The organism is Streptomyces yangpuensis, from assembly GCF_024666385.1.
Classification (GTDB): Bacteria; Actinomycetota; Actinomycetes; order Streptomycetales; family Streptomycetaceae; genus Streptomyces; species Streptomyces yangpuensis.
Genome location: NZ_CP102514.1, coordinates 6,628,697 through 6,647,454, shown reverse-complemented (window position 1 = coordinate 6,647,454; position 18,758 = coordinate 6,628,697). Strand labels below are relative to the sequence as shown.

The following is an 18,758-nucleotide window of genomic DNA, read 5'->3' as shown; positions in this document are numbered from 1 at the left end:
GCAAGGTCGGCGAAAGGTCAGCATTCGTCCGACCAAACTCGGTGACAGCCTGCAACACCTGAGACTCGACCGTCGGCGCCGGAGGTTCTCGCACCGGGTCTCGCGGCCTCCCCCGCCAAGTCAGAAGCGGAGGGTCGGGAGCGATCACCGCTCCCGACCCTCGCCCCGCACAGAGCAGCAGGTCAACGAACCCTTCCCCTGGCTTTCAGGTGCGTGGGCGGGAGTTCGGGGGCGGGAATCGGAGGGCCGTCGTAGCCCTTCACCTCGCCGTAGCGTGACCCGTTCATCCAGTCCTCGCGGGCCTGGGCGATCTCCTCGTGGGAGCGGCCGATCCAGTTCCAGAACATCACGATCTCCTCCTCGAACGGTTCGCCGCCCAGGAGCATCAGGCCCGCGTCCGAGGCCGCGCGCAGGGGGAGTTCCGTGCGGCCGCAGCCCAGGTAGAGCATCGAGCCCGGGAGGACCGGGACGCCGTCGACGTGGGCCTCGCCGGACATGGACAGGACGGCGTACTCGAAGTCCGGGTCGAGCGGGAGCCGGGTCTCGGTGCCCGCCGCCAGGGCCAGGTCCGCACCCACGATCGGGGTGTACGCCGTGCCGGGCGAGGTCGCCGTGTCCAGGGTGCCCAGGATGACCGTCGCCGTCAGGCCCGGGGCCGTCACGGTCGGCAGGTCGGCGTGGTGCTGGAAGTGCGGTTCCACGTTCCGGTGGGCGTCCGGCAGGGCCACCCACAGCTGGGCGCCGTGCAGGAAGCGCGCGTGCGGGCGCGGGCTCTCCTCGGAGTGGCTGATGCCCCGGCCGGAGGTCATCAGGCCCAGCTCGCGCGGCCGGATCGTCTCCAGGCTGCCGACGCTGTCGCGGTGCAGCACCTCGCCCTCGTGGAGCCAGCTCACCGTCTGGAGTCCGGAGTGGGGATGCGGCGCGACCTGCATGCCGGGCTCGTCGGCGATGTCGTCCGGACCGTAGTGGTCCACGAAGCACCAGGCGCCCACCATGCGGCGGCCCAGGTTCGGCAGGAGGCGGCGTACCTCGGTGGACTCCCCCAGCTTGACCGTGCGCGGGCTGAGGAGCTCGCGCACCGGTTCGGCCACGACGAATCCGCGGCCGCCGCAGGCGGAGAGAGCGGGCTGGCGATCGAGATTGCTCATGCGCACAACCTAGCCGCGAGGGGGCGGTCGTGTTGAGTGGAATGTTCCGGCGGTCACGCGTGTTGGAGCAGCGAACGGACCACCTGAACGGCGGAAGGGACGCGATGAACGCGCCGACGGAGTACTACGAGCACGGGACGGCGGCCGAGCGCTGGGCGCGTGCCCAGCTCTTCTTCGAGGCTCGGGAGTACGCGACGGCCGCCCGGATCCTGGAGCCGCTGGCCGGTGAGGTCCCCGAGCAGCTGGCTCCGCGGCTGCTGCTGGCCCGCGCCTACTACCACTCCGCGCAGCTCTCCCGCGCCGAGCGCGAGCTACGCTCCGTGCTGGAGCGCTGGCCGGTGGAGGACTACGCCCGGCTGATGCTCGGCCGCACCCTGGAGCGCCTGGGACGGTCCGACGAGGCCCGCCCCCATCTGCGGATGGCGGCCGCGATGGCGGGCGAGTTCCCCGAGTAGCCGCGCGTGTGCGGGCCGGGCGGCCGCCTCGGTTAGCCTGGGGGCACGATGAACCGTCTGACCACGCCTTTCGGCTCCTACGAGCTCACCCGCTTCCCCGAGGACCCGCGCGACCGGCTCCGCGCCTGGGACGCCGCCGACGAGTACCTGCTGCGCCACCTCGACTCCGGTACGGGGGAACGCGGCCCGGTGGATCTGGCCGGCGCCGGGCAGATCACCATCCTCGGTGACCGCTGGGGTGCGCTGACGACGGCACTGGCCGCCTACCACCCGACCCAGATCACCGATTCGTACCTCTCCCGGGCCGGCACCGCGGCCAATCTGGACCGGGCCGGGATCGGTACGGCCAAGTCGACGGTGCGGCTCCTGACCACGCAGGACCCGCCGCCCGAGCGGATCGACGTACTCCTCGTACGGGTGCCCAAGAGCCTGGCGCTGCTGGAGGACCAGCTGTACCGGCTGGCCCCGCACGTGCACGCGGGCACCGTCATCGTCGGCACGGGCATGGTCAAGGAGATCCACACCTCCACGCTGAACCTCTTCGAGAAGATCCTCGGCCCGACCAGGACCTCGCTCGCCGAGAAGAAGGCCCGGCTGATCTTCTGCACGCCCGGCGCCGCCACCGCGGCGCGGAGCGAGGGCGAGGACCCGTGGCCGGTGACGTACAAGCTGGACCAGGAGGCGGGCTCGGGCGCCGGGCTGACCGCCGTCAACCACGCCGGGATCTTCTGCGCGGACCGGCTCGACGTCGGTACGCGCTTCTTCCTGCAGAGCATCCCGACCAACACGAACGGCGCCCGGGTCGTGGACCTGGGGTGCGGCAACGGCATCGTCGGCACCGCCGTCGCCGTCGCGGACCCGCGCGCGGAGGTCGTGTTCACCGACGAGTCGTACCAGGCGGTCGCCTCGGCGAAGGCCACGTTCCGCGCCAACGTGCACCGCGAGCGCGAGCGGGCCGACTTCCTCGTGGGCGACGGCGTCGCGATGCTGGACCCGGGCTCGGTCGACCTGATCCTGTGCAACCCGCCCTTCCACTCCCACCAGGCCACGACGGACGCCACGGCGCTGCGCATGTTCGCCCAGTCCCGCAAGGCGCTGCGGCCCCACGGCGAGCTGTGGGTGGTCGCCAACCGGCACATGGGCTACCACACCCACCTGCGCCGGCTCTTCGGCAACAGCGAAGTCGTCGCCAGCGAGCCGAAGTTCGTGGTCCTGCGGGCGGTCAAGCAGGATCGTCCGCGCGGCACACGCCCTATGTGACCTGCCGGTACGTCCTACACTCTGGCGCGTGAGCAGCCAGGTGGGGGACGGAAGCGGTCAGGTGGGCGACGCGAGCGGTGGCGGGCGCTACCGCCGGGAGGACGTGGCGCGGGCGGCCGGCGTCAAGGTGCGCAACCTGCGCTACTACCAGGAGCGCGGGCTGCTGCCGCCGCCGCGCCGGGAGGGCCGGATCGCCTGGTACTCCGACGACCACCTGACCCGGCTGCGGCTGATCAGCGACCTGCTGGGCCGCGGCTACACGGTCAACGGCATCGCGGAGCTGCTGAACGCGTGGGAGGAAGGCGGCGGACTGTCCCAACTTCTGGGCCTGGAGCGGGAGATGACCCGCGACTGGGTGCAGGAGGAGCCGGTGACACTGACCCGGGCCGAGCTGCGCGAGCTGTTCGGCCCGACAGCCACGGCGGCGGACACCCGGCGGGCCGCGGAGCTCGGCTACGTCACGGTCGACGGGGAGCTGGTCACCTACCCGAGCCGGCGGCTGCTGGAGGCGACGCTGGCGCTGGTGCGGCAGGGGGTGCCGCTGACGGAGATCCTGGACGCCGGGGAGTTCGTCCAGGCGCAGGCGTCCGCGCTCGCCGACCGGTTCGTCGGACTGTTCCGGCGGCATGTGATCGGTGCGGAGGGACTGGAGTTGCTTTCGGCCACCCAGATCCAGCACGTCACGGCGGCGGTGACGGCCCTGCGGCCGGTGGCGGGCGAGGTCGTGGCCACGGAGTTCGCCCGGGCGATGGCCCGGCGGGTGGACGCGGAGGTCGCCGAACTGCTGCGTACGGAGCAGTAGGAGACGGCTCAAAGGGTGCACTCGCACAACCTTGCCAACCACCATTGGCACTCTTACATTCAACTCGTCGGTAACAACGGTGCACAGCCGAAAACAAGGGACGATCCCATGACCGGTTCCCCCCACTTATCCGACGATCGCAGCGATTCCGGCCGCGTCCGCTGGCGCCGGTTCGCCGTCCTGACCGTCCCCGCCGTCGCGGTGACCGCGGGCCTCGGCATCGCCCTCGCCCAGGGCGCGCTGGCCGCCTCGTTCGCCGTGTCGGGACAGCAGTTCAAGGTGTCGGCGAGCAGCTTGGAGGGCGAGGGCTTCGCCCAGTACGGCGGCGTCGACGTCAACGCCCGCGAGGAGCTCATCCCGGTGGCCGTCACCGCCATCCGGGAGGCGAAACTCAGCAACCTCTGCCAGTCCGTGGTCACCACGCTCCCGGTGATCGGGGACATCTCGCTCAACCTCACCGCGGGCAAGAAGACCCCCGTGGAGGCGAGCAACCTCTTCGTCGACGCGACCCAGCTCGCCGGCGACGCCGTGTTCAGCAACATCGAGATCGGGCGCGACGCCTCCACCCTCGACAAGGGGCCGGCCGACGCGCAGGGCATGCAGGACCTCTTCGCCCAGCAGGCCGACACGGTCCGCATCACCGGCCTCCAGCAGACGGCGTGGGCGACGAACGCCGGCACCTTCAAGCTCTCCGGCCTCAGCATGTACGTCAGCAAGGGCAAGAAGGAATGCTTCTGAGCCGCCGTCAGCGGTGGCGTCGGTGGCGGCGCAGCAGGCCCTTCTGGGGCGGGCTGTTCGCGATCCTGGCCGGGGCGTGGATCTGCGTCCTCCCACTGGCGCCGTTGAAGATCATGCTCCAGCAGGGGGTGGCGGGGATCCCGTCCGTCCTGATGGGCATCGTGATGGTCGTCCTCGGTCTCACCGCCTGGTTCTCGCCGCCCCAGCGCGGCCTCGCCGGTGTCCTCACCACCGTGATCGCCACGGCCGCGCTGGTCCTGTCGAACCTGGGCGGGTTCCTGATCGGCACCCTCCTCGGCATCCTCGGCGGCGGCCTGATGTTCGCCTGGCAGCCGTACGCCGCCCGGCGCGCCGGGGGTGCGGACGCAGCCGGCGCCTCGGGCGGGGCCGATACCCCGGACGGGGCCGATACCCCGGACGGGGCCGATTCCCCGGACGGAGACGGGACGGAACCCGCCCTTTCTCCTGCCCCCTCCCCCGCTCTCACCCCGGTCCCCGCTCCGGCCCCGCCCCGGAGCGCGACCACTCCCCCCACCCCGCACTCCGATCCCCAAGGAGCACAGCCATGAGCCGCACGCGCACCGCGCTCGCCCTCGGGACGGCCGCCGCCGGAGCCATAGCGCTCGCCTCGGTCACCGCCTCCGCCGCTCCCGTGCCCGTGGCCGGGTCGACCACGGTCACCCCGGCCGGCCACGACTTCAAGGCCGTCCTGAGCGGGAAGGCCACCCTCAAGGCCGGTTCGGTCACGGTGACCTGCACGGTCTCCGCCTCCACCGGAACGGTGCCGGCCGCTCCCGGCAACAGCAACCCGGCCGGACCGGTGTCCTCGCCGATCTCGCCGCCGACGTACAGCTCCTGCACCTCCAGCATGCCGGGGGTGACCCCGACCGTCACCACCAGTGGTGCGTGGGCGGTGTCCATGCAGGACGGCACGCCGATCACGGCCACCATGACCGTGCCGGCCGGCGGGCTGGTGCTCAAGACGACCGGGCTCGCCTCCTGTACGGTCACGGCGGCGCCCACGGCCCCGGCGAGTGTCGCCGGTACCTGGGCGAACGGCAGTCCGTCGAGCCTGACCTTCACCAACGCCTCCGTACCGGTCAAGGTCACCGGTGGGTTCGGCTGCCCGACGAGCGCGACCGCGTCCGTCTTCAACGCCGTCTACAAGGTCTCCGACGTCACCGACCCGGCGCAGGACATCACCGTCGGCCCCTGACCGCGCCCCTCCCGTACGAGAACAGGCCCGTAGCACAGGCCCGTACAAGAACAGGCCCGTCCGGCCCCGGAGCGCTCCGGGGCCGGGCGGGAAATTGCGTTGCCCGACGTCATCGGCCGCGAGAGGGTCGACGGCATGTCGCAGAGCACCGAAACCTCCAAGCAGTCCGACCGGCAGCAGTCCGACCGGCAGCAGTCCGAACCGCGCCCGGTCCGCCGGGACGTCTCCGACCTCTTCTCCGGCGGCCGCCTCGTCGCGATCCCGCGCAAGGCCGCCCGACGCGAGCAGCTGCTCGTCCACCTGGCGCAGACCCTCTTCCCTGCGGACCACACGTACACGGAGCCCGAGGTGAACGAGGCCCTGCGCACCGTGCACGAGGACTGCTCGGCGCTGCGGCGCTACCTGATCACCTCGGGCCTGCTCACACGGACCCGCGACGGCCGCAGCTACCGGCGGTCGACGACCACCGTGTAATCGACACCTTCGACGAGAGCTGACCGCCCGGGCGTTCCCGCCGCGGAGGTGTCAGCCTGTACGGCTCGGGCGGGTGCGGCGTACCAGTACCCACCCCGCCGCCGTGAGCACGAGTGCGGCGCCCGCGAAGGAGGCCACGGCCGTTCCGGTGGAGGCGAGCGCGCCGCCGGCGGAGGTGGTGCCCTTACCGCCGACCGTGGCGCCGGATGCCCCGCCGGCCGAACCGCCGACCGTGGCGCCGGATGCCCCGCCGGCCGAACCGCCGACCGGCCCCCCGGTCGAACCGCTCGCCGCACCGGCCCCGCCGCCGGTGGCCGCGGCTCCGTCCGGACCTGCCGAGGCGGCCGGGCCACCGGCGCCGCCGGAGCCGCCGGCCCCGTTCGAGGTGCCCGCCGTACCGCCGCCACCCGTCGTGGCGTCCGCGGCGGTGACGGTGAGCACGGCCGGGTCGGTGCGGCCGGTACCGGCGTCGTTGGTGAACTCCGCCCGGTAGCGGCGGCCGTTGTCGGCGGTCGCGGCCTTGAAGGCGTACGTGGCCGAGGTCGCTCCCGGCACGGCCTGCCAGGTCCGGCCGGTGTCCGTGCTGACCTGCCAGACGACGGTGGGCGCCGGGGTCCCCTCGGCCTGCGCGGTCAGCAAGACCTCGGCTCCCGCGGCGACGGTCCGGTCCCCGGGGCTCCGGGTGATCCGGGGGGACATGGAGCGCTCCAGCCGGGTGATCCGGCCGGCGGCCGGGTCCGACACGAAGACGGCGGCGCCACCGGGCTGGACGGCGACGGCGGCACTGCCCAACTGGGCATGGTTGCCGGGAAGTACGACGGGCTTCGCGGCCTCCTCGAGGTCGCGCGTGCGGTGGACGGTGAGCGCGCCGTTGTCGTCGCTGCCCGGCTGGGAGGTGTCCCCGGAGTCCTGCCACACCACGAAGGCCTCGTGCGTGGCGGCGTCGAACCCGGCCGCGCGGGGCATGTCCGCCCCGCCGCCCTCGATGACACCCATCCGCCGGCCGGCCGCGTCGTGGACGACGACGGAGGTGTCCAGTCCGACCCACACGGCACCGGTCTCCGGATCGACCTCGGTGAAGCCCCCGAAGCCGTCGCCCGCCGGGAGTTCGACGGTCGCCACCACCTGGAAGGCGGCGAGGTCCACGCGGTACATCCGGCGGTTGCCGAGGTCGGTGAACCACACCGTGCCGCGCGCCCGGTCGTACGCGAACCGGTTGCCGCCCTCCAGGGTGACGGAACGCCTGACGGCCGCGGTGGCGAGGTCGATCTCCGACAGGACGGAGCCCTGCGCCACCAGCACCGTCGAGGGGCCGGGGCCCGCAGCCGCGTCGGTGACGGGCCCGCCCGGCACCCAGGCCCCGGCCGCCGCGGCGTCCCCGTCCTTGGCGGTGCCGATACCGCGCAGCGGATAGACGAAGACGGCCCCGTCCCCGGGCAGGGGTGCGACGAGCTGCCGCACGGCCCGGCGGCCGACCGTGCCCGTGGGGCCCGGGGCCTGGCTGATGGTGCTGCGTACCGTGCCGTCGGCGGGTTCGAGGACGTGCAGGCCGCTCTCGTCGGACCCGGTGGTTTCGGGCAGGTCGTCCGAACCGACGTACAGCTTCTCGGAGTCGGGGTGCAGGAGGAGGTCACGGACCCGGCCAGCCGTCGCGAACTGCGCGGTCGCCCGGTACACGACGGCGCCCTGCGGCACGTCGCCCCCCTCACCCCCGGCGGCCTGGACGGGGCCGCCGGCGGCGGCCGAGGCCAGCACCAGCGCGAGCACCGCGGAGGCGGCTCCGGCGCGGCCGGGGGTGAGGGGGTGTCGGTGTGTCATGGCTTCCTCGTCGACGGGCGGACCGGCTGCGGAACGAAGACCGGCTGCGGAACGAACGGGACTCGCGGGGGCGTCAGTTGAAGGTCACCGGGACGTGGACGTCGTACGCGCGGTTCGAGGAGTTGAAGTGGTCGGCGCGGGTGACGACGGCACACTCGACCGTCTCGCCGCAGATCTGGCCGCCGCCCAGGTCGGCCTTGACGTGGATGGTGACGCTGAAGGTGCCGCCCGGACCGAACTTCGAGGTGTTGGCGAGGGTGCCGCCGAAGATGTTGTTGATCCAGTGCGAGGCGCCGGTGGTGCCGGCCTGGTCCGAACCACCGAGGCAGGGGGTGGGCTTGCTCGCGCCCTGCGCCCCGTTCACCGCGCAGAGGCCTACGTATATGCCCCTGCCGGTGTTGAAACCGCTGCCGCTGACGGTGACGTTCTGTCCGGCCGCGGCGGCCGAGGAGGGCGCCGTGAGGCTGAGGTTGTAGGTGGTCGAGCCGTCGGTGACCGTACGCGTCGAGGTGGCGGCCGCGGCAGAGCCGGCCGTGCCGACGGCGAGCGCGACGGCGGCGGAGGCGGCGACGGCCGCGCGGGCGGCGGTTCGGGGCAGGGAGGCAGCACGCATCACGGGAACACCTTTCGGGTGCGTTGAATCAGCGGAATTGAGGTAAGGCTAACCTAATTTCGATCAAGGCTGTACGGCTGATTCACGCCACGTGACCACCCGTCGGAACAGGTCACGGACCAACGCGGGCGGCTCTCTCCTGATGCGGGCGAGCGCGCGGATGGGAACACTGGGGGACATGGCGAACAAGGCAGCCCTGGAGGGCGGCCCGGACGATCTGCAGGAACGGATCGTCGAGGCCGCCCCTCCCGGCGAAGACCTCAAGATTGCGCACCGCGGCGGATACGAGCACTTCCGGAGCACTTCGCGGACCCAGGAGGGCCCCGAAGGACCGCTCCCGGTCTACGAGTGGTGGGAACGCACCGAGATCGCCGAATGAGGCCGGACGCCGCCGGCCGGGACGGCCCGCGGGCTACCCCTGGTCGCGGTAGGCCTCCAGCAGGCGCAGCCAGATCTCGCTGACGGTCGGGAAGGCCGGTACGGCGTGCCACAGGCGCGCGACCGGGACCTCCCCGGCGACGGCGATGGTGGCCGCGTGCACCAGCTCGGCGGCGCCGGGACCGACGAAGGTGGCTCCCAGCAGGACCTCCCGGTCGAGGTCGACGATCATCCGGGCCCGGCCTCGGTAGCCGTCGGCGTACAGCCCGGCACCGGAGACCCGGCCCAGGTCGTGGTCGACGGCGCGCACCCGGTGGCCCGCCCGTTCGGCCTCGGCCAGGGTCAGGCCCACCGCGGCCGCCTCCGGGTCGGTGAAGACGGCCTGCGGCAGGGCGCGGGTGTCGGCGGTGGCCGTGTGAGCACCCCAGGGCGCGGTGTCCAGCGGGGTGCCCGCCGCACGGGCGGCGATGGCGGCGCCCGCGATACGGGCCTGGTACTTCCCCTGATGGGTGAGAAGAGCCCGGTGGTTGACGTCCCCGACCGCGTACAGCCAGTCGAAGCCCGGCACCCGGCAGGTCTCGTCGACCCCGATCCAGCCGCCGGGGGTCAGTCCGACCGCGTCCAGCCCGATGTCCTCGGTCCGCGGCGCCCGGCCCGTCGCCATCAGCAGTTCGTCGCCCTCCACGACCTCCCCGCCCTCCAGCACCACGCGGACCGGCCCGGCCGGGTTCTCCCGTACGACCGACTCGACGGCCACACCCGTACGGACGTCCGCCCCGGCCTCGCGCAGGGCGTCGGCGACGAACTCCCCCGCGAAGGGCTCCATCCGCGGCAGCAGCCGGGAGCCGCGCACCAGGACGGTCACCTGCGATCCGAGTCCCTGCCAGGCCGTGGCCATCTCGGACGCCACGACGGAACCGCCCACGATGACCAGCCGGCCGGGCGCCTGCCGCGCGGAGGTCGCCTCCCGGCTCGTCCACGGGCGGGCTCCCGCGATCCCCGGGACGTCGGGGACCACGGCCCGGGTCCCGGTCGCGACGACCACCGCGTGCCGGGCCGACAGCGTGCGCTGCTCGCCGTCGGAGCCGGTGACCGCCACCGTGCGGTCCCCGACGAGGCGGCCGTGGCCGCGGTGGATGTCGGCACCGATGGAGTCGAGCCAGTCGATCTGGCCCTGGTCCTTCCAGTCGCCCGTCCAGTAGTCGCGGTGGGCGTACACCGCCGCTGTGTCCAGGGGGCCGTCCACGGCGCCCGCCAGACCCGGCACCCGGCGGGCGTCGGCCCGGGCCAGCACCGGGCGCAGCAGTGCCTTGCTGGGGACGCAGGCCCAGTACGAGCACTCACCGCCGACCAGTTCGTTCTCCACGAGGGCCGTGCTCAGCCCGGCGGCGCGGGTCCGGTCGACGATGTTCTCGCCGGCCGGTCCCCCGCCGAGCACCACGACGTCGTACTCCACGGCTTCAGTCATGCGGCCCAGTCTCACCGGTGATCGGCGGCCGCGTCACGCACTCAGGTCTCCGGCGTGCCGGTGCCCTGGCCGCCGGCGTCCTGCGCGCCCTGCTGCGAGGCGGCGATCTTGGCGCGTACCTCGTCCATGTCGAGGGCACGGGCCTGCCCGATGAGGTCGGTCAGGGCCGCCTCGGGCAGGGCGCCGGGCTGGGCGAAGATGGCCACCTGGTCCCGGACGATCATCAGCGTCGGGATCGAGGTGATCTGGAAGGCGCCGGCCAGCTCCTGCTGGGCCTCGGTGTCCACCTTGGCGAAGACCAGGTCGGGGTGGGCCTCCGAGGCCCGCTCGTAGACCGGCGCGAACTGCAGGCACGGCCGGCACCAGCCCGCCCAGAAGTCGATCAGCACGAACGGGTTCTCGCTGACCGTCCGGTCGAAGTTTTCCTTGGTGAGCTCGACTGTAGCCACGGTGTCCGGACCTCCTGATGTCTGGCGTCTGCTGATGGAACGAACGACCTGCCCCCGGCATTCCGCGGCTTCGTCCGGCGCGTGCGTCCGGGGCGTGCGGCGGGCGCCGGACGGACCGGCGGGCCCGGCCCTCAGAACGGGTGGCCCGCCGGGGTGCTGCGGGCCGTGGTCCAGCGCAGTTCCGTGAAAGCGTCCAGGTTGGCCTCCCCGCCGAAACGGGCGCCGGTGCCGGAGGCGCCGACACCGCCGAACGGGGCGACCGCCTCGTCGCCCACCGTCTGGTCGTTGACGTGGGCGATCCCGGTCGGGATGCGCTCGGCCAGGTCGAGGCCGCGCCCCATGTCGCGGGTCACGATCCCGAGGGACAGGCCGTACGGTCCCGCCGAGGCGAGTTCCACCGCCTCGTCCTCCGTCGCGAAGGACCGTACCGGCGCGACCGGGCCGAAGACCTCCTCGGCGTAGGCGGGGGTGTCGTCGGCGACGCCCGCCAGCACGGTCGGCCGGTAGAAGAGGTCCCGGTGCGTGCCGCCCGCGACGAGCTTGGCGCCCGTCGCGGTGCTGGCCTCCACCAGGCCGTGCACGCGGTCCACCTGGGCGCGGTCGATCAGCGGGCCCAGGTGGACCTGCTCGCGGTACGGGTCCCCCACGGCCAGTTCCTCCGCGCGGGCGGCGAGCCGCTCGACGTACTCGTCGTAGAGCGAGGCGTGCACCAGGTGGCGGCCGGCCGTCATGCAGATCTGGCCCTGGTGGAAGAAGGAGCCCCAGGAGGCCTGGGCGACGGCGGCCCCGACGTCGGCGTCGCGGAGCACCACGAGAGCCGAGTTGCCGCCCAACTCCAGGTGTGCGCGCTTCAGGTGGCGACCGGCCAGTTCTCCGACGGTACGCCCGGCGGCGGTGGATCCGGTGAAGGACACCACCCGCACCAGCGGGTCGGCGACGACCGCGGCGCCCGTCGCGGGGCCGCCGGGCAGGACGTGCAGCAGCCCGTCCGGCAGTCCGGCGGCGGCGAGGACCGCGGCGATCGCGAGGCCGCCGCAGACCGCGGTACGCCGGTCCGGCTTGAGCAGCACCGCGTTGCCGAGCGCCAGCGCCGGCGCGACCGAGCGGATCGCCAGGATGAGCGGGGCGTTGAAGGGGGCCACGACACCGACGACACCGGCCGGTACCCGGCGGGTGAACGACAGCCGCGGGGCCTCGCTCGGCAACACCTGGCCGCTCGGGCGCGAGGCCAGCGCGGCGGCCTCGTAGCACTCCTGCGCGGCGACGTGCAGCTCGAAGTCGGCCTTGCCGGGTATCGACCCGGACTCGCGCACCAGCCATTGCCGCAGCTCGTCGGCGTGGGCGGTGAAGAGGTCCCCGGCGCGGCGCAGCACGGCCGCCCGCTCCGGGTGGGTGCTGCGCGCCCAGTCGCGCTGCGCCGCCCGGGCGCGCAGGGCGGCCTCCGCGACGTCGGCGGGCGCGGCCAGGTCGAGGGTGGCGAGGGTGCGGCCGGTCGCCGGTTCGACGACCGGGGCCGCGCCGCCGGTGAGTGTGGGTCCGTCCTGCCAGAGCGTCGGGTCGAGGAGCGGCATGGCGCGGGGCCTCCGGGTGGGGATGGGCGGGATGCCGGCGGGGGCGGCAGCACGCGCCATCGTGCCAGACCGGAGGCGCCACTTCTGTTCAGTTATTGGGCAGTTGACGACGAACGCTGACCGGAAACGATCGACGCCCTGGTGGGGGCCGGCTCAGCGCTCCAGGACGAGCGCGATGCCCTGCCCGACGCCGATGCACAGTGCCGCCATGCCCGTACCGGAGCCCGCCGCGGCCAGCTGGTGCGCGACCGAGCCGGCCAGCCGGGCGCCCGACGCCCCGAGCGGGTGGCCGATCGCGATGGCGCCGCCACGCGGGTTGACCACGGCCGGGTCCAGCTCGGGCCAGGCCGCCAGACAGCCCAACGCCTGCGCCGCGAAAGCCTCGTTGAGTTCGAGGACGGAGAGGTCGCCGAAGCCGCGTCCGGCCTTGTCGAGGGCGCGCTGCACCGCCTCCACCGGGCCGAGGCCGAAGAGCTGGGGCTCGATGCCGGTGACGGCGGAGACACTGATCCGGGCGAGCGGCTCCCGGCCGGTGGCGGCCAGGCCCGCCTCGTCGGTCAGCAGCAGGGCGGCCGCGCCGTCGTTGAGCGGGGAGGCGTTGCCCGCCGTGACCGTGCCCCGGCCGTCCGTCCGGAAGGCGGGCTTGAGCCTGGCCAGCGCCTCGGGCGTGGAGCCCTCGCGGATGCACTCGTCCCGGGCGAGGTCCACGCCCTCGTAGGGCACGACCTCCCCGTCGTACAGACCGGCGGCCCAGGCGGCAGCGGCCTTGCCGTGGCTCTCCAGCGCGAAGGCGTCCTGCGCCTCGCGGGTGACGGCGTACTTGTCGGCGATCAGTTCGGCGCCCTCACCGAGGGAGGCGGTCCACTCGGCGGGCATCCGCGGGTTCGTCATCCGCCAGCCCAGCGTCGTGGACCACATCTGCTGGTGCCCGGCGGGGAAGGCCCGCTCGGGCTTCTGGACCACCCAGGGGGCGCGGCTCATCGACTCGACGCCGCCGGCGATGGCCACCGAGGCGTCGCCGAGCGCAATGGCCCGGGCGGCCTGGATCACGGCCTCCAGGCCGGATCCGCAGAGCCGGTTGACGGTGACCCCGGGGACGGTGACGGGCAGACCCGCGAGCAGTACCGCCATGCGGGCCACGTCGCGGTTGTCCTCGCCCGCGCCGTTGGCGTCGCCGAAGACGACGTCGTCGATACGGGCCGGATCGAGGTCGGGCGTACGGTCCACCAGCGCGCGCACCACGTGCGCGGCCAGGTCGTCCGGCCGGACCCCGGCGAGGGCGCCGCCGAACTTGCCGATCGGGGTGCGGACGGCGTCGACGACGTAGACGTCGCGGACGGTGCGGATGCTCATGGGGTCTCTCCTGGGCGGATCCGTACGGGCGCCGGCGCATCGGTGCCGGTGTCGGCACCGGGGCACGCCACCGGGCACGCCCGGTGGGGCGCGCCCGCAGTCTCCGTCCGCAGGTCACCGCCTGTCAACGGCCCCCTGGGGATGCGGGCCGCCCGAGGACCCCGCACGACCGGCCCGGCCGGGCGGCAGCAGGCCCGGGGGCGGATCGGACCAGGGCGGGCCGGGGTGTGCGACGCGAGGGCGGATCGGACCAGGGCGGATCGGACCAGGGCGGGCCGGGGTGTGCGACGCGAGGGCGGATCGGACCAGGGCGGGCCGGGGTGCGCGGCGCGGGGGCGGATCGGACCAGGGCGGATCAGGGTGTGGGGCGCGGGGGGGACCTGGGTGGCGTCAGGTCGACTCGCGGTGGACGGCCTCGGCGGTCATGAGGTCGTGCCGCTCGGTGACCTCCGACGGCTCGCGCACCGCACGGTCCACCAGCGATGCCAGGTGGTCGCCCGTCGGCATCTCGATCCGCACCGTGCTCAGCCGGGGCCGCAGCAGCCGTCCGAGAAGCAGGTCGTCGGCACCGATCACGGCGACCTCCTCGGGAACGCGCAACCCCTCGTCCTGCAAGGCCCGCATCAGCAGCATCGCGTACTCGTCGTTGTACCCGAACGCCGCGTCCAGCCGCAGTCCACGCCATCGGGCGGCGAGTTCCGCCGCCGACTCCTCCGAGTAGGCCAGCGGGAGGGCCTCGACCTCCGCGCCCTCCACCCGCCGGGCACCCGCCAGCCGGGGTGCGGAGAACAGTTCCATGCCCTCCTCCCTGGGAACCACCACGCCGATCCTGCGGCGGCCCCGCCCGACCAGGTGCGCGGCGGCCCGGGCGCCGACCTCCTGCTGGTCCATGACCAGGGCGTGCGCCCCGGGAACGCCGACCGGCCCCATGGTGATCACGGCGCGGGCACCGGCCCGTTTCAGGGTGGCGACGTTGTGGGAGGAGAGCGTGGTCCCACCGAGGGATATGACCGCCACGGGACGCAGTTCCGCCCATGCCCGCACGGCCTCGTCCCCGCCGAGTCCGAGGCTGCCGTACTGCACGACGGTGTAGTCGAGTCGGCGCAGCGCCCACTGGAGTTCGTTGAGGAAGGTGCTGTACAGGGGCCCGATCGGCACGTGCGGGGTGGGCAGCAGCACGATCCTGGTGTGTCCGGCGCGCAGACTGCGGGCGGCGGCATGCGGGACGTACCCCAGTTCTTCGGCGGCCTCGCGGACCCTGCGGCGGGTGGGCTCGCTGATCCGGACGGCCTCGGCGTTGTTCAGCACGTACGAGACCGTCGCGCGGGACACGCCCGCGCGCCGGGCCACGTCCGCGCTGGTCGGGACGGGGAGCGGCAGCGGCTTCGGCGACTTCGATGACTCAGACATTGCCGTGGCATCTTTCCAGAACGCGTGCACCCCAGGTCCGGCGGATGGCCGGAAAGGGGCGAACGGCCGCGGCGGCCGCCCGGCACCTGGCGGCCCCCGAGCAGGGCCTCGGCCCGGACCCGAGCGTCCTCATCACCCCTGAGCGTGCGCGGACGGTCAAGGGCCGCGGTTTCGAGATGCGTTCGGTCGCGGGCGCCGGCCCCACCGTCCACCGCGACGGCCTGATCGACAGGACACCCCCTTGGGGGGGTGGGGATACCGGGGCTCGGGCTGTCGGTGCCCCGTGCGACCATCGAGCTCACCCTCTGAGCAAGGAGCTCCCCCAGCATGTCCATACCGCCCGGTCCCCCGTCGTCCCCCGAGCCGTACCCGCAGCCGGGACCGTACGGACAGCCGGGGCAGCCCGCGCCGTACGGCGGCCCGCAGGGCTGGTACGTGCCGCCGGCGCCGCAGAAGAACAACGCGCTGGCCATCGTCGCGTTCGTCATGTCGCTCGCGTGCGCCCTGCCGCTGGTCCCCCTGGTCCTCGGCATCGTGGCCCTCTCCCAGATCCGCAAGCGCGGCGAGAAGGGCAAGGGCCTCGCCGTGGCGGCGATCGTCATCCACTGCGTGACGATCGCCTTCTACGGGATCCTCCTGGTCCTCGGCCTCTCCGGCGCGCTGGACGACGGCCCGTCGCCGAAGCGCGACGCCGGTGGCCAGGTCACCGACTCGGGTTCCCGCAAGGTGAGCGACATCCGCAAGGGCGACTGCTTCAACACGGGCGGGGACCTGGCGGAGTACCAGGACGAGGACGGCGGCCAGGCCTCCTTCTCGGTGCGCGTGCTGCCCTGCGACCAGCCGCACGAGGGCGAGGCGTACGCGGTCTTCAACCTGGACGACGGGGCGTACCCGGGCACGGAGAAGGTCACCGCGCTCGCCGAGGAGAAGTGCTCCGGCACGCTGCTGACGGACTACGTGGGCAAGAACCCCAAGCTTTCGGAAAAGCTCGAAGTCTTCTACTACTTCCCGCAGGCCACCACCTGGGCCCTCGGCGACCGCGAGGTCACCTGCTTCCTGGGCGACACCAGCGGCGCCAGCACCGGCTCGGCCCGCGCCACGGGCTCCTGACCCCGGCCGCCGCCGCAGCTCAGCGCGGGGCCGCCACCGAACCCGGTGGCGGCCCCGCGCTGTGCGCGGAACTCGGCCGGCCCGCAGACCCGTTGGGTGGGGCGTGGCACGTTCGGGCCGGTGTCAGTGGTGGTTGCGACACTGGCTCGATGAGCGACGAGAGAGTGGACGAGGGCCGGGTGGACGCGCGGGACCTGCTGCTGCGGACCGACTGGAACGCGGTGGAGCACTGCTGCCCCGACGTGGCGCCGGCCACGCCCGTGCTGCTGCTGGAACTGCTGGACGACGACCCCGGTGTCCAGGGCTGGGCCTTCCGGGCGCTGGTCGAGGCGCACACGCGCCAGCAGGTGTTCTACACGGCCACGGCTCCCGCCGCCCGGTTCGTGGCCGCCGTTCTGGGGGATCCGCGGACGCTCGCGCCGGTCACCGACCGTGTCGCGCAGGAGGAGGTCGAGTTCGGTCCGCAGCCACCGTTCCTCCTGAGGGCCGGTCTGCTGGCCTGGCTGGGGGATTCGGTCGTCGAGGCGATCGCCCAGCGCGAGTGGCCCTACGGCGAAGCTGAGGACCTCGAGGCGTTCCTCGGCCTCGCCCCGGAGTTCCACGCGGCCGCCCTGCCCTTCCTCGATGCCGGCCCGGCCGAGGTCCGCGCGGCGGCTCTGGGCCTCGTCCTGGCCGTGCTCCGGCTGCCCGCCCTCGCCGACCGGATACCGGGCCACCGGGACCGCGTCCGCGCCGCCGCCCTCCGCGAGGGTCCCCACCGTCTGCGCGCCCTCGACACTCTGGCGTCCTGGGGCGAGGAGGTTTCGCATCTGCTCTGACGGATGACGCGGCTCCCCCCTCCCCGTTACCGTCTGCCTACCGGTCGGTAATGGGGGGAGTGGTTCACGATGTCGGAGTCCTCGGATGCTGCCACGGCAGCGGTCCCGGCTCGGTCCGCGGCGGGGTCGGCGACCGAGTCCGCGGCGAAGTCGGCGGCGGAGTCGGCGGCGGCCGGCGGACTGGTCGCGATGGCCGCCGCGCTCGCCGAAGGAAGCGTTTCGGCGCGGCAGTTGACCGAGCAGGCGTTGCGCCGGATCGCGGCGGCGCAGCCCGGGCTGAACGCCTTCCGGACCGTGCGCGCCGAAGCCGCGCTCGCCGAGGCGGACGCGGCCGACCGCAGGCTCGCCGCGGGCGAGCGGCTGCCCCTGCTGGGCGTGCCGCTCGCGGTGAAGGACGACATGGACGTGGCCGGGGAGCCGACGGCGTTCGGCTGCGCCGGATCCTTCGCCCCGAAGACCGCCGACAGCGAGGCGGTACGCCGGCTGCGGGCGGCCGGCGCGGTGATCGTCGGCAAGACCCAGACGCCGGAGCTGGGCCAGTGGCCCTTCACCGAGGGCGGAGCCTTCGGTGAGACCCGCAACCCGTGGAACCGGTCCTACACACCGGGTGGTTCCTCCGGCGGCTCGGCGGCCGCCGTGGCGGCGGGCCTGGTCCCGGCCGCGCTCGGTTCGGACGGCGCCGGGTCGGTGCGGATCCCCGCCGCCTGGACCCATCTGGTCGGGGTGAAACCGCAGCGCGGACGCATCTCCACCTGGCCGGAGCCTGAGGCCTTCAACGGGCTCACGGTCAACGGAGTGCTCGCCCGGACCGTGGCCGACGCGGCGCTCCTGCTGGACGCGGCGAGCGGTCCGCACCCCGAGGACCTGCACCGCCCGGCGCGCATCTGCGCGGTCGAGGCGGCCCGGCGCACCCCGCGCCGGCTGCGGATCGCGCTGTCCTTCGGGATGGCGTTCACCGCGACACCCAAGTCGCTCGACCCCGAGGTGCGTTCCGCGGTGGAGCGGCTGGCGGCCCGGCTGGAGTCGCTGGGGCACGAGGTGATCCCGGAGGACCCCCGCTACGGCCCGATCGGCCTGACCTTCGTGCCCCGCGCGACCAGCGGCGTACGGGACTGGGCGGCGCGGATGCCGGATCCGGCGCTGCTGGACCCCCGGACGCACGAGGCCGTACGGACGGGCCGGCTGCTGGGAGGCCTGCCGCTGCGGATGTCCCGCCGGGCGGAGGCTCTGCTGCGCCGGCGGGTCGGCGAGATCTTCGGCCGCTACGACGTGGTCCTGACCCCGACGACGGCCACTCCGCCGCTGCGCGTCGGGGCGCTGGCGGGGCTGGGGGCGATGGCCACGGACCGGGCGATGATCGCCGCCTGCCCGTACGCCTGGACGTGGAACGTCCTGGGCTGGCCCGGAGTGAACGTCCCGGCCGGGCTGACGGACGACGGGCTGCCGATGGGGGCCCAGTTGCTCGGGCCCGCGGACTCGGAGCCGTTGCTGCTGGGGCTGGCGGCCCAGATGGAGGCGGTCGAGGGCTGGGCGGCCCGGCGCCCGGGCAGAGGCGGGAATGCCCGGGCTGTGCGGCCGGCGGGCAGGCCGGAATGCCGAGGGTTGGCCCCCGTGACACGCTGAACGGGGGATCTCGCCGGTCCCGGCCCCGCCCGGCCGGCCCTGCCACCCAAGGAG

The 18,758-nt window shown here is 73.8% G+C and carries 19 protein-coding genes; 11 read left to right on the top strand and 8 right to left on the bottom strand.

All coding sequences use genetic code 11. The features are described from left to right. Positions 1–182 precede the first annotated feature (182 nt). On the bottom strand, positions 183–1,148 hold the full coding sequence (locus NRK68_RS30160; RefSeq protein WP_257857318.1) for a pirin family protein: 966 nt from the start codon (positions 1,146–1,148) through the stop codon (positions 183–185). 104 nt (positions 1,149–1,252) lie between these two features. Here NRK68_RS30160 and NRK68_RS30155 point away from each other — a divergent pair, with 104 nt between their 5' ends. The 7 genes from NRK68_RS30155 (at position 1,253) to NRK68_RS30125 (ending at position 6,093) form a co-directional block, all read left to right on the top strand. Next, positions 1,253–1,603, top strand: a complete 351-nt coding sequence (locus NRK68_RS30155; RefSeq protein ID WP_257857317.1) for a tetratricopeptide repeat protein — start codon at positions 1,253–1,255, stop codon at positions 1,601–1,603. A gap of 48 nt (positions 1,604–1,651) precedes the next feature. After that, positions 1,652–2,863: a methyltransferase gene (locus NRK68_RS30150; protein WP_257857316.1), complete on the top strand. Its 1,212-nt coding sequence runs from the start codon at positions 1,652–1,654 to the stop codon at positions 2,861–2,863. A gap of 28 nt (positions 2,864–2,891) precedes the next feature. Next, positions 2,892–3,665: a MerR family transcriptional regulator gene (locus tag NRK68_RS30145; RefSeq protein ID WP_257857315.1), complete on the top strand. Its 774-nt coding sequence runs from the start codon at positions 2,892–2,894 to the stop codon at positions 3,663–3,665. A 108-nt stretch (positions 3,666–3,773) separates the two neighbouring features. After that, positions 3,774–4,403: a DUF6230 family protein gene (locus NRK68_RS30140; RefSeq protein WP_257857314.1), complete on the top strand. Its 630-nt coding sequence runs from the start codon at positions 3,774–3,776 to the stop codon at positions 4,401–4,403. Beyond that, entirely contained in the window at positions 4,394–4,972 is a 579-nt protein-coding gene (locus NRK68_RS30135) for a DUF6114 domain-containing protein (protein ID WP_257857313.1), read from the top strand. The genes NRK68_RS30140 and NRK68_RS30135 overlap by 10 nt, the downstream gene beginning before the upstream one ends. Next, positions 4,969–5,619, top strand: coding sequence for a hypothetical protein (locus NRK68_RS30130; protein ID WP_257857312.1), 651 nt, complete (start codon positions 4,969–4,971; stop codon positions 5,617–5,619). Before NRK68_RS30135 ends, NRK68_RS30130 begins: the two co-directional genes overlap by 4 nt. 135 nt (positions 5,620–5,754) lie before the next feature. After that, complete coding sequence (locus NRK68_RS30125) at positions 5,755–6,093, top strand: DUF2087 domain-containing protein (RefSeq protein ID WP_257857311.1); 339 nt, start codon at positions 5,755–5,757, stop codon at positions 6,091–6,093. Positions 6,094–6,144: 51 nt separating this feature from the next. Here the strand turns inward: NRK68_RS30125 and NRK68_RS30120 are convergent, their stop codons facing one another. Together NRK68_RS30120 and NRK68_RS30115 are read right to left on the bottom strand one after the other, a co-directional pair. Further along, positions 6,145–7,911, bottom strand: a complete 1,767-nt coding sequence (locus NRK68_RS30120; RefSeq protein ID WP_257857310.1) for a DUF8696 domain-containing protein — start codon at positions 7,909–7,911, stop codon at positions 6,145–6,147. A 73-nt stretch (positions 7,912–7,984) separates the two neighbouring features. Next, the gene (locus NRK68_RS30115; protein ID WP_257857309.1) at positions 7,985–8,524 is read right to left on the bottom strand and encodes a hypothetical protein; all 540 of its coding nucleotides are present in this window, start codon (positions 8,522–8,524) and stop codon (positions 7,985–7,987) included. Positions 8,525–8,702: 178 nt separating this feature from the next. Here NRK68_RS30115 and NRK68_RS30110 point away from each other — a divergent pair, with 178 nt between their 5' ends. Further along, a complete protein-coding gene (locus NRK68_RS30110; protein ID WP_046776680.1) occupies positions 8,703–8,903 on the top strand; it encodes a DUF5988 family protein in 201 nt (66 codons plus the stop codon). Positions 8,904–8,936: 33 nt separating this feature from the next. Here the strand turns inward: NRK68_RS30110 and NRK68_RS30105 are convergent, their stop codons facing one another. From NRK68_RS30105 to NRK68_RS30085, 5 genes are all read right to left on the bottom strand, one after another. After that, positions 8,937–10,370: a dihydrolipoyl dehydrogenase family protein gene (locus NRK68_RS30105; protein ID WP_257857308.1), complete on the bottom strand. Its 1,434-nt coding sequence runs from the start codon at positions 10,368–10,370 to the stop codon at positions 8,937–8,939. 41 nt (positions 10,371–10,411) lie between these two features. Beyond that, positions 10,412–10,819, bottom strand: coding sequence for a thioredoxin family protein (locus tag NRK68_RS30100; protein ID WP_257857307.1), 408 nt, complete (start codon positions 10,817–10,819; stop codon positions 10,412–10,414). Between the two features lie 131 nt (positions 10,820–10,950). Beyond that, positions 10,951–12,390: an aldehyde dehydrogenase family protein gene (locus tag NRK68_RS30095; RefSeq protein ID WP_257857306.1), complete on the bottom strand. Its 1,440-nt coding sequence runs from the start codon at positions 12,388–12,390 to the stop codon at positions 10,951–10,953. A gap of 153 nt (positions 12,391–12,543) precedes the next feature. Continuing rightward, positions 12,544–13,743: a thiolase family protein gene (locus tag NRK68_RS30090; protein ID WP_257857305.1), complete on the bottom strand. Its 1,200-nt coding sequence runs from the start codon at positions 13,741–13,743 to the stop codon at positions 12,544–12,546. 390 nt (positions 13,744–14,133) lie between these two features. Further along, on the bottom strand, positions 14,134–15,153 hold the full coding sequence (locus NRK68_RS30085; RefSeq protein ID WP_257857304.1) for a LacI family DNA-binding transcriptional regulator: 1,020 nt from the start codon (positions 15,151–15,153) through the stop codon (positions 14,134–14,136). A 327-nt stretch (positions 15,154–15,480) separates the two neighbouring features. Between NRK68_RS30085 and NRK68_RS30080 the strand changes: the two genes are divergently transcribed. The 3 genes from NRK68_RS30080 (at position 15,481) to NRK68_RS30070 (ending at position 18,704) form a co-directional block, all read left to right on the top strand. Beyond that, positions 15,481–16,263 (top strand): DUF4190 domain-containing protein, encoded by a 783-nt coding sequence (locus NRK68_RS30080; RefSeq protein WP_257857303.1) that lies wholly within the window; start codon positions 15,481–15,483, stop codon positions 16,261–16,263. A gap of 149 nt (positions 16,264–16,412) precedes the next feature. Further along, complete coding sequence (locus NRK68_RS30075; protein ID WP_257857302.1) at positions 16,413–17,081, top strand: hypothetical protein; 669 nt, start codon at positions 16,413–16,415, stop codon at positions 17,079–17,081. A gap of 189 nt (positions 17,082–17,270) precedes the next feature. Then, a complete protein-coding gene (locus tag NRK68_RS30070) occupies positions 17,271–18,704 on the top strand; it encodes an amidase (RefSeq protein ID WP_373024557.1) in 1,434 nt (477 codons plus the stop codon). Positions 18,705–18,758 lie beyond the last annotated feature (54 nt).

Coding starts and splice junctions, on each gene's coding strand:
- NRK68_RS30155 (WP_257857317.1), top strand. CDS start 1,253: ATGAACGCGCCGACGGAGTACTACGAGCACGGGACGGCGGCCGAGCGC.
- NRK68_RS30150 (WP_257857316.1), top strand. CDS start 1,652: ATGAACCGTCTGACCACGCCTTTCGGCTCCTACGAGCTCACCCGCTTC.
- NRK68_RS30130 (WP_257857312.1), top strand. CDS start 4,969: ATGAGCCGCACGCGCACCGCGCTCGCCCTCGGGACGGCCGCCGCCGGA.
- NRK68_RS30080 (WP_257857303.1), top strand. CDS start 15,481: ATGTCCATACCGCCCGGTCCCCCGTCGTCCCCCGAGCCGTACCCGCAG.
- NRK68_RS30135 (WP_257857313.1), top strand. CDS start 4,394: ATGCTTCTGAGCCGCCGTCAGCGGTGGCGTCGGTGGCGGCGCAGCAGG.
- NRK68_RS30160 (WP_257857318.1), bottom strand. CDS start 1,148: ATGAGCAATCTCGATCGCCAGCCCGCTCTCTCCGCCTGCGGCGGCCGC.
- NRK68_RS30115 (WP_257857309.1), bottom strand. CDS start 8,524: ATGCGTGCTGCCTCCCTGCCCCGAACCGCCGCCCGCGCGGCCGTCGCC.
- NRK68_RS30120 (WP_257857310.1), bottom strand. CDS start 7,911: ATGACACACCGACACCCCCTCACCCCCGGCCGCGCCGGAGCCGCCTCC.
- NRK68_RS30070 (WP_373024557.1), top strand. CDS start 17,271: ATGGCCGCCGCGCTCGCCGAAGGAAGCGTTTCGGCGCGGCAGTTGACC.
- NRK68_RS30075 (WP_257857302.1), top strand. CDS start 16,413: ATGAGCGACGAGAGAGTGGACGAGGGCCGGGTGGACGCGCGGGACCTG.
- NRK68_RS30085 (WP_257857304.1), bottom strand. CDS start 15,153: ATGTCTGAGTCATCGAAGTCGCCGAAGCCGCTGCCGCTCCCCGTCCCG.
- NRK68_RS30095 (WP_257857306.1), bottom strand. CDS start 12,390: ATGCCGCTCCTCGACCCGACGCTCTGGCAGGACGGACCCACACTCACC.
- NRK68_RS30140 (WP_257857314.1), top strand. CDS start 3,774: ATGACCGGTTCCCCCCACTTATCCGACGATCGCAGCGATTCCGGCCGC.
- NRK68_RS30090 (WP_257857305.1), bottom strand. CDS start 13,743: ATGAGCATCCGCACCGTCCGCGACGTCTACGTCGTCGACGCCGTCCGC.
- NRK68_RS30110 (WP_046776680.1), top strand. CDS start 8,703: ATGGCGAACAAGGCAGCCCTGGAGGGCGGCCCGGACGATCTGCAGGAA.
- NRK68_RS30105 (WP_257857308.1), bottom strand. CDS start 10,370: ATGACTGAAGCCGTGGAGTACGACGTCGTGGTGCTCGGCGGGGGACCG.
- NRK68_RS30125 (WP_257857311.1), top strand. CDS start 5,755: ATGTCGCAGAGCACCGAAACCTCCAAGCAGTCCGACCGGCAGCAGTCC.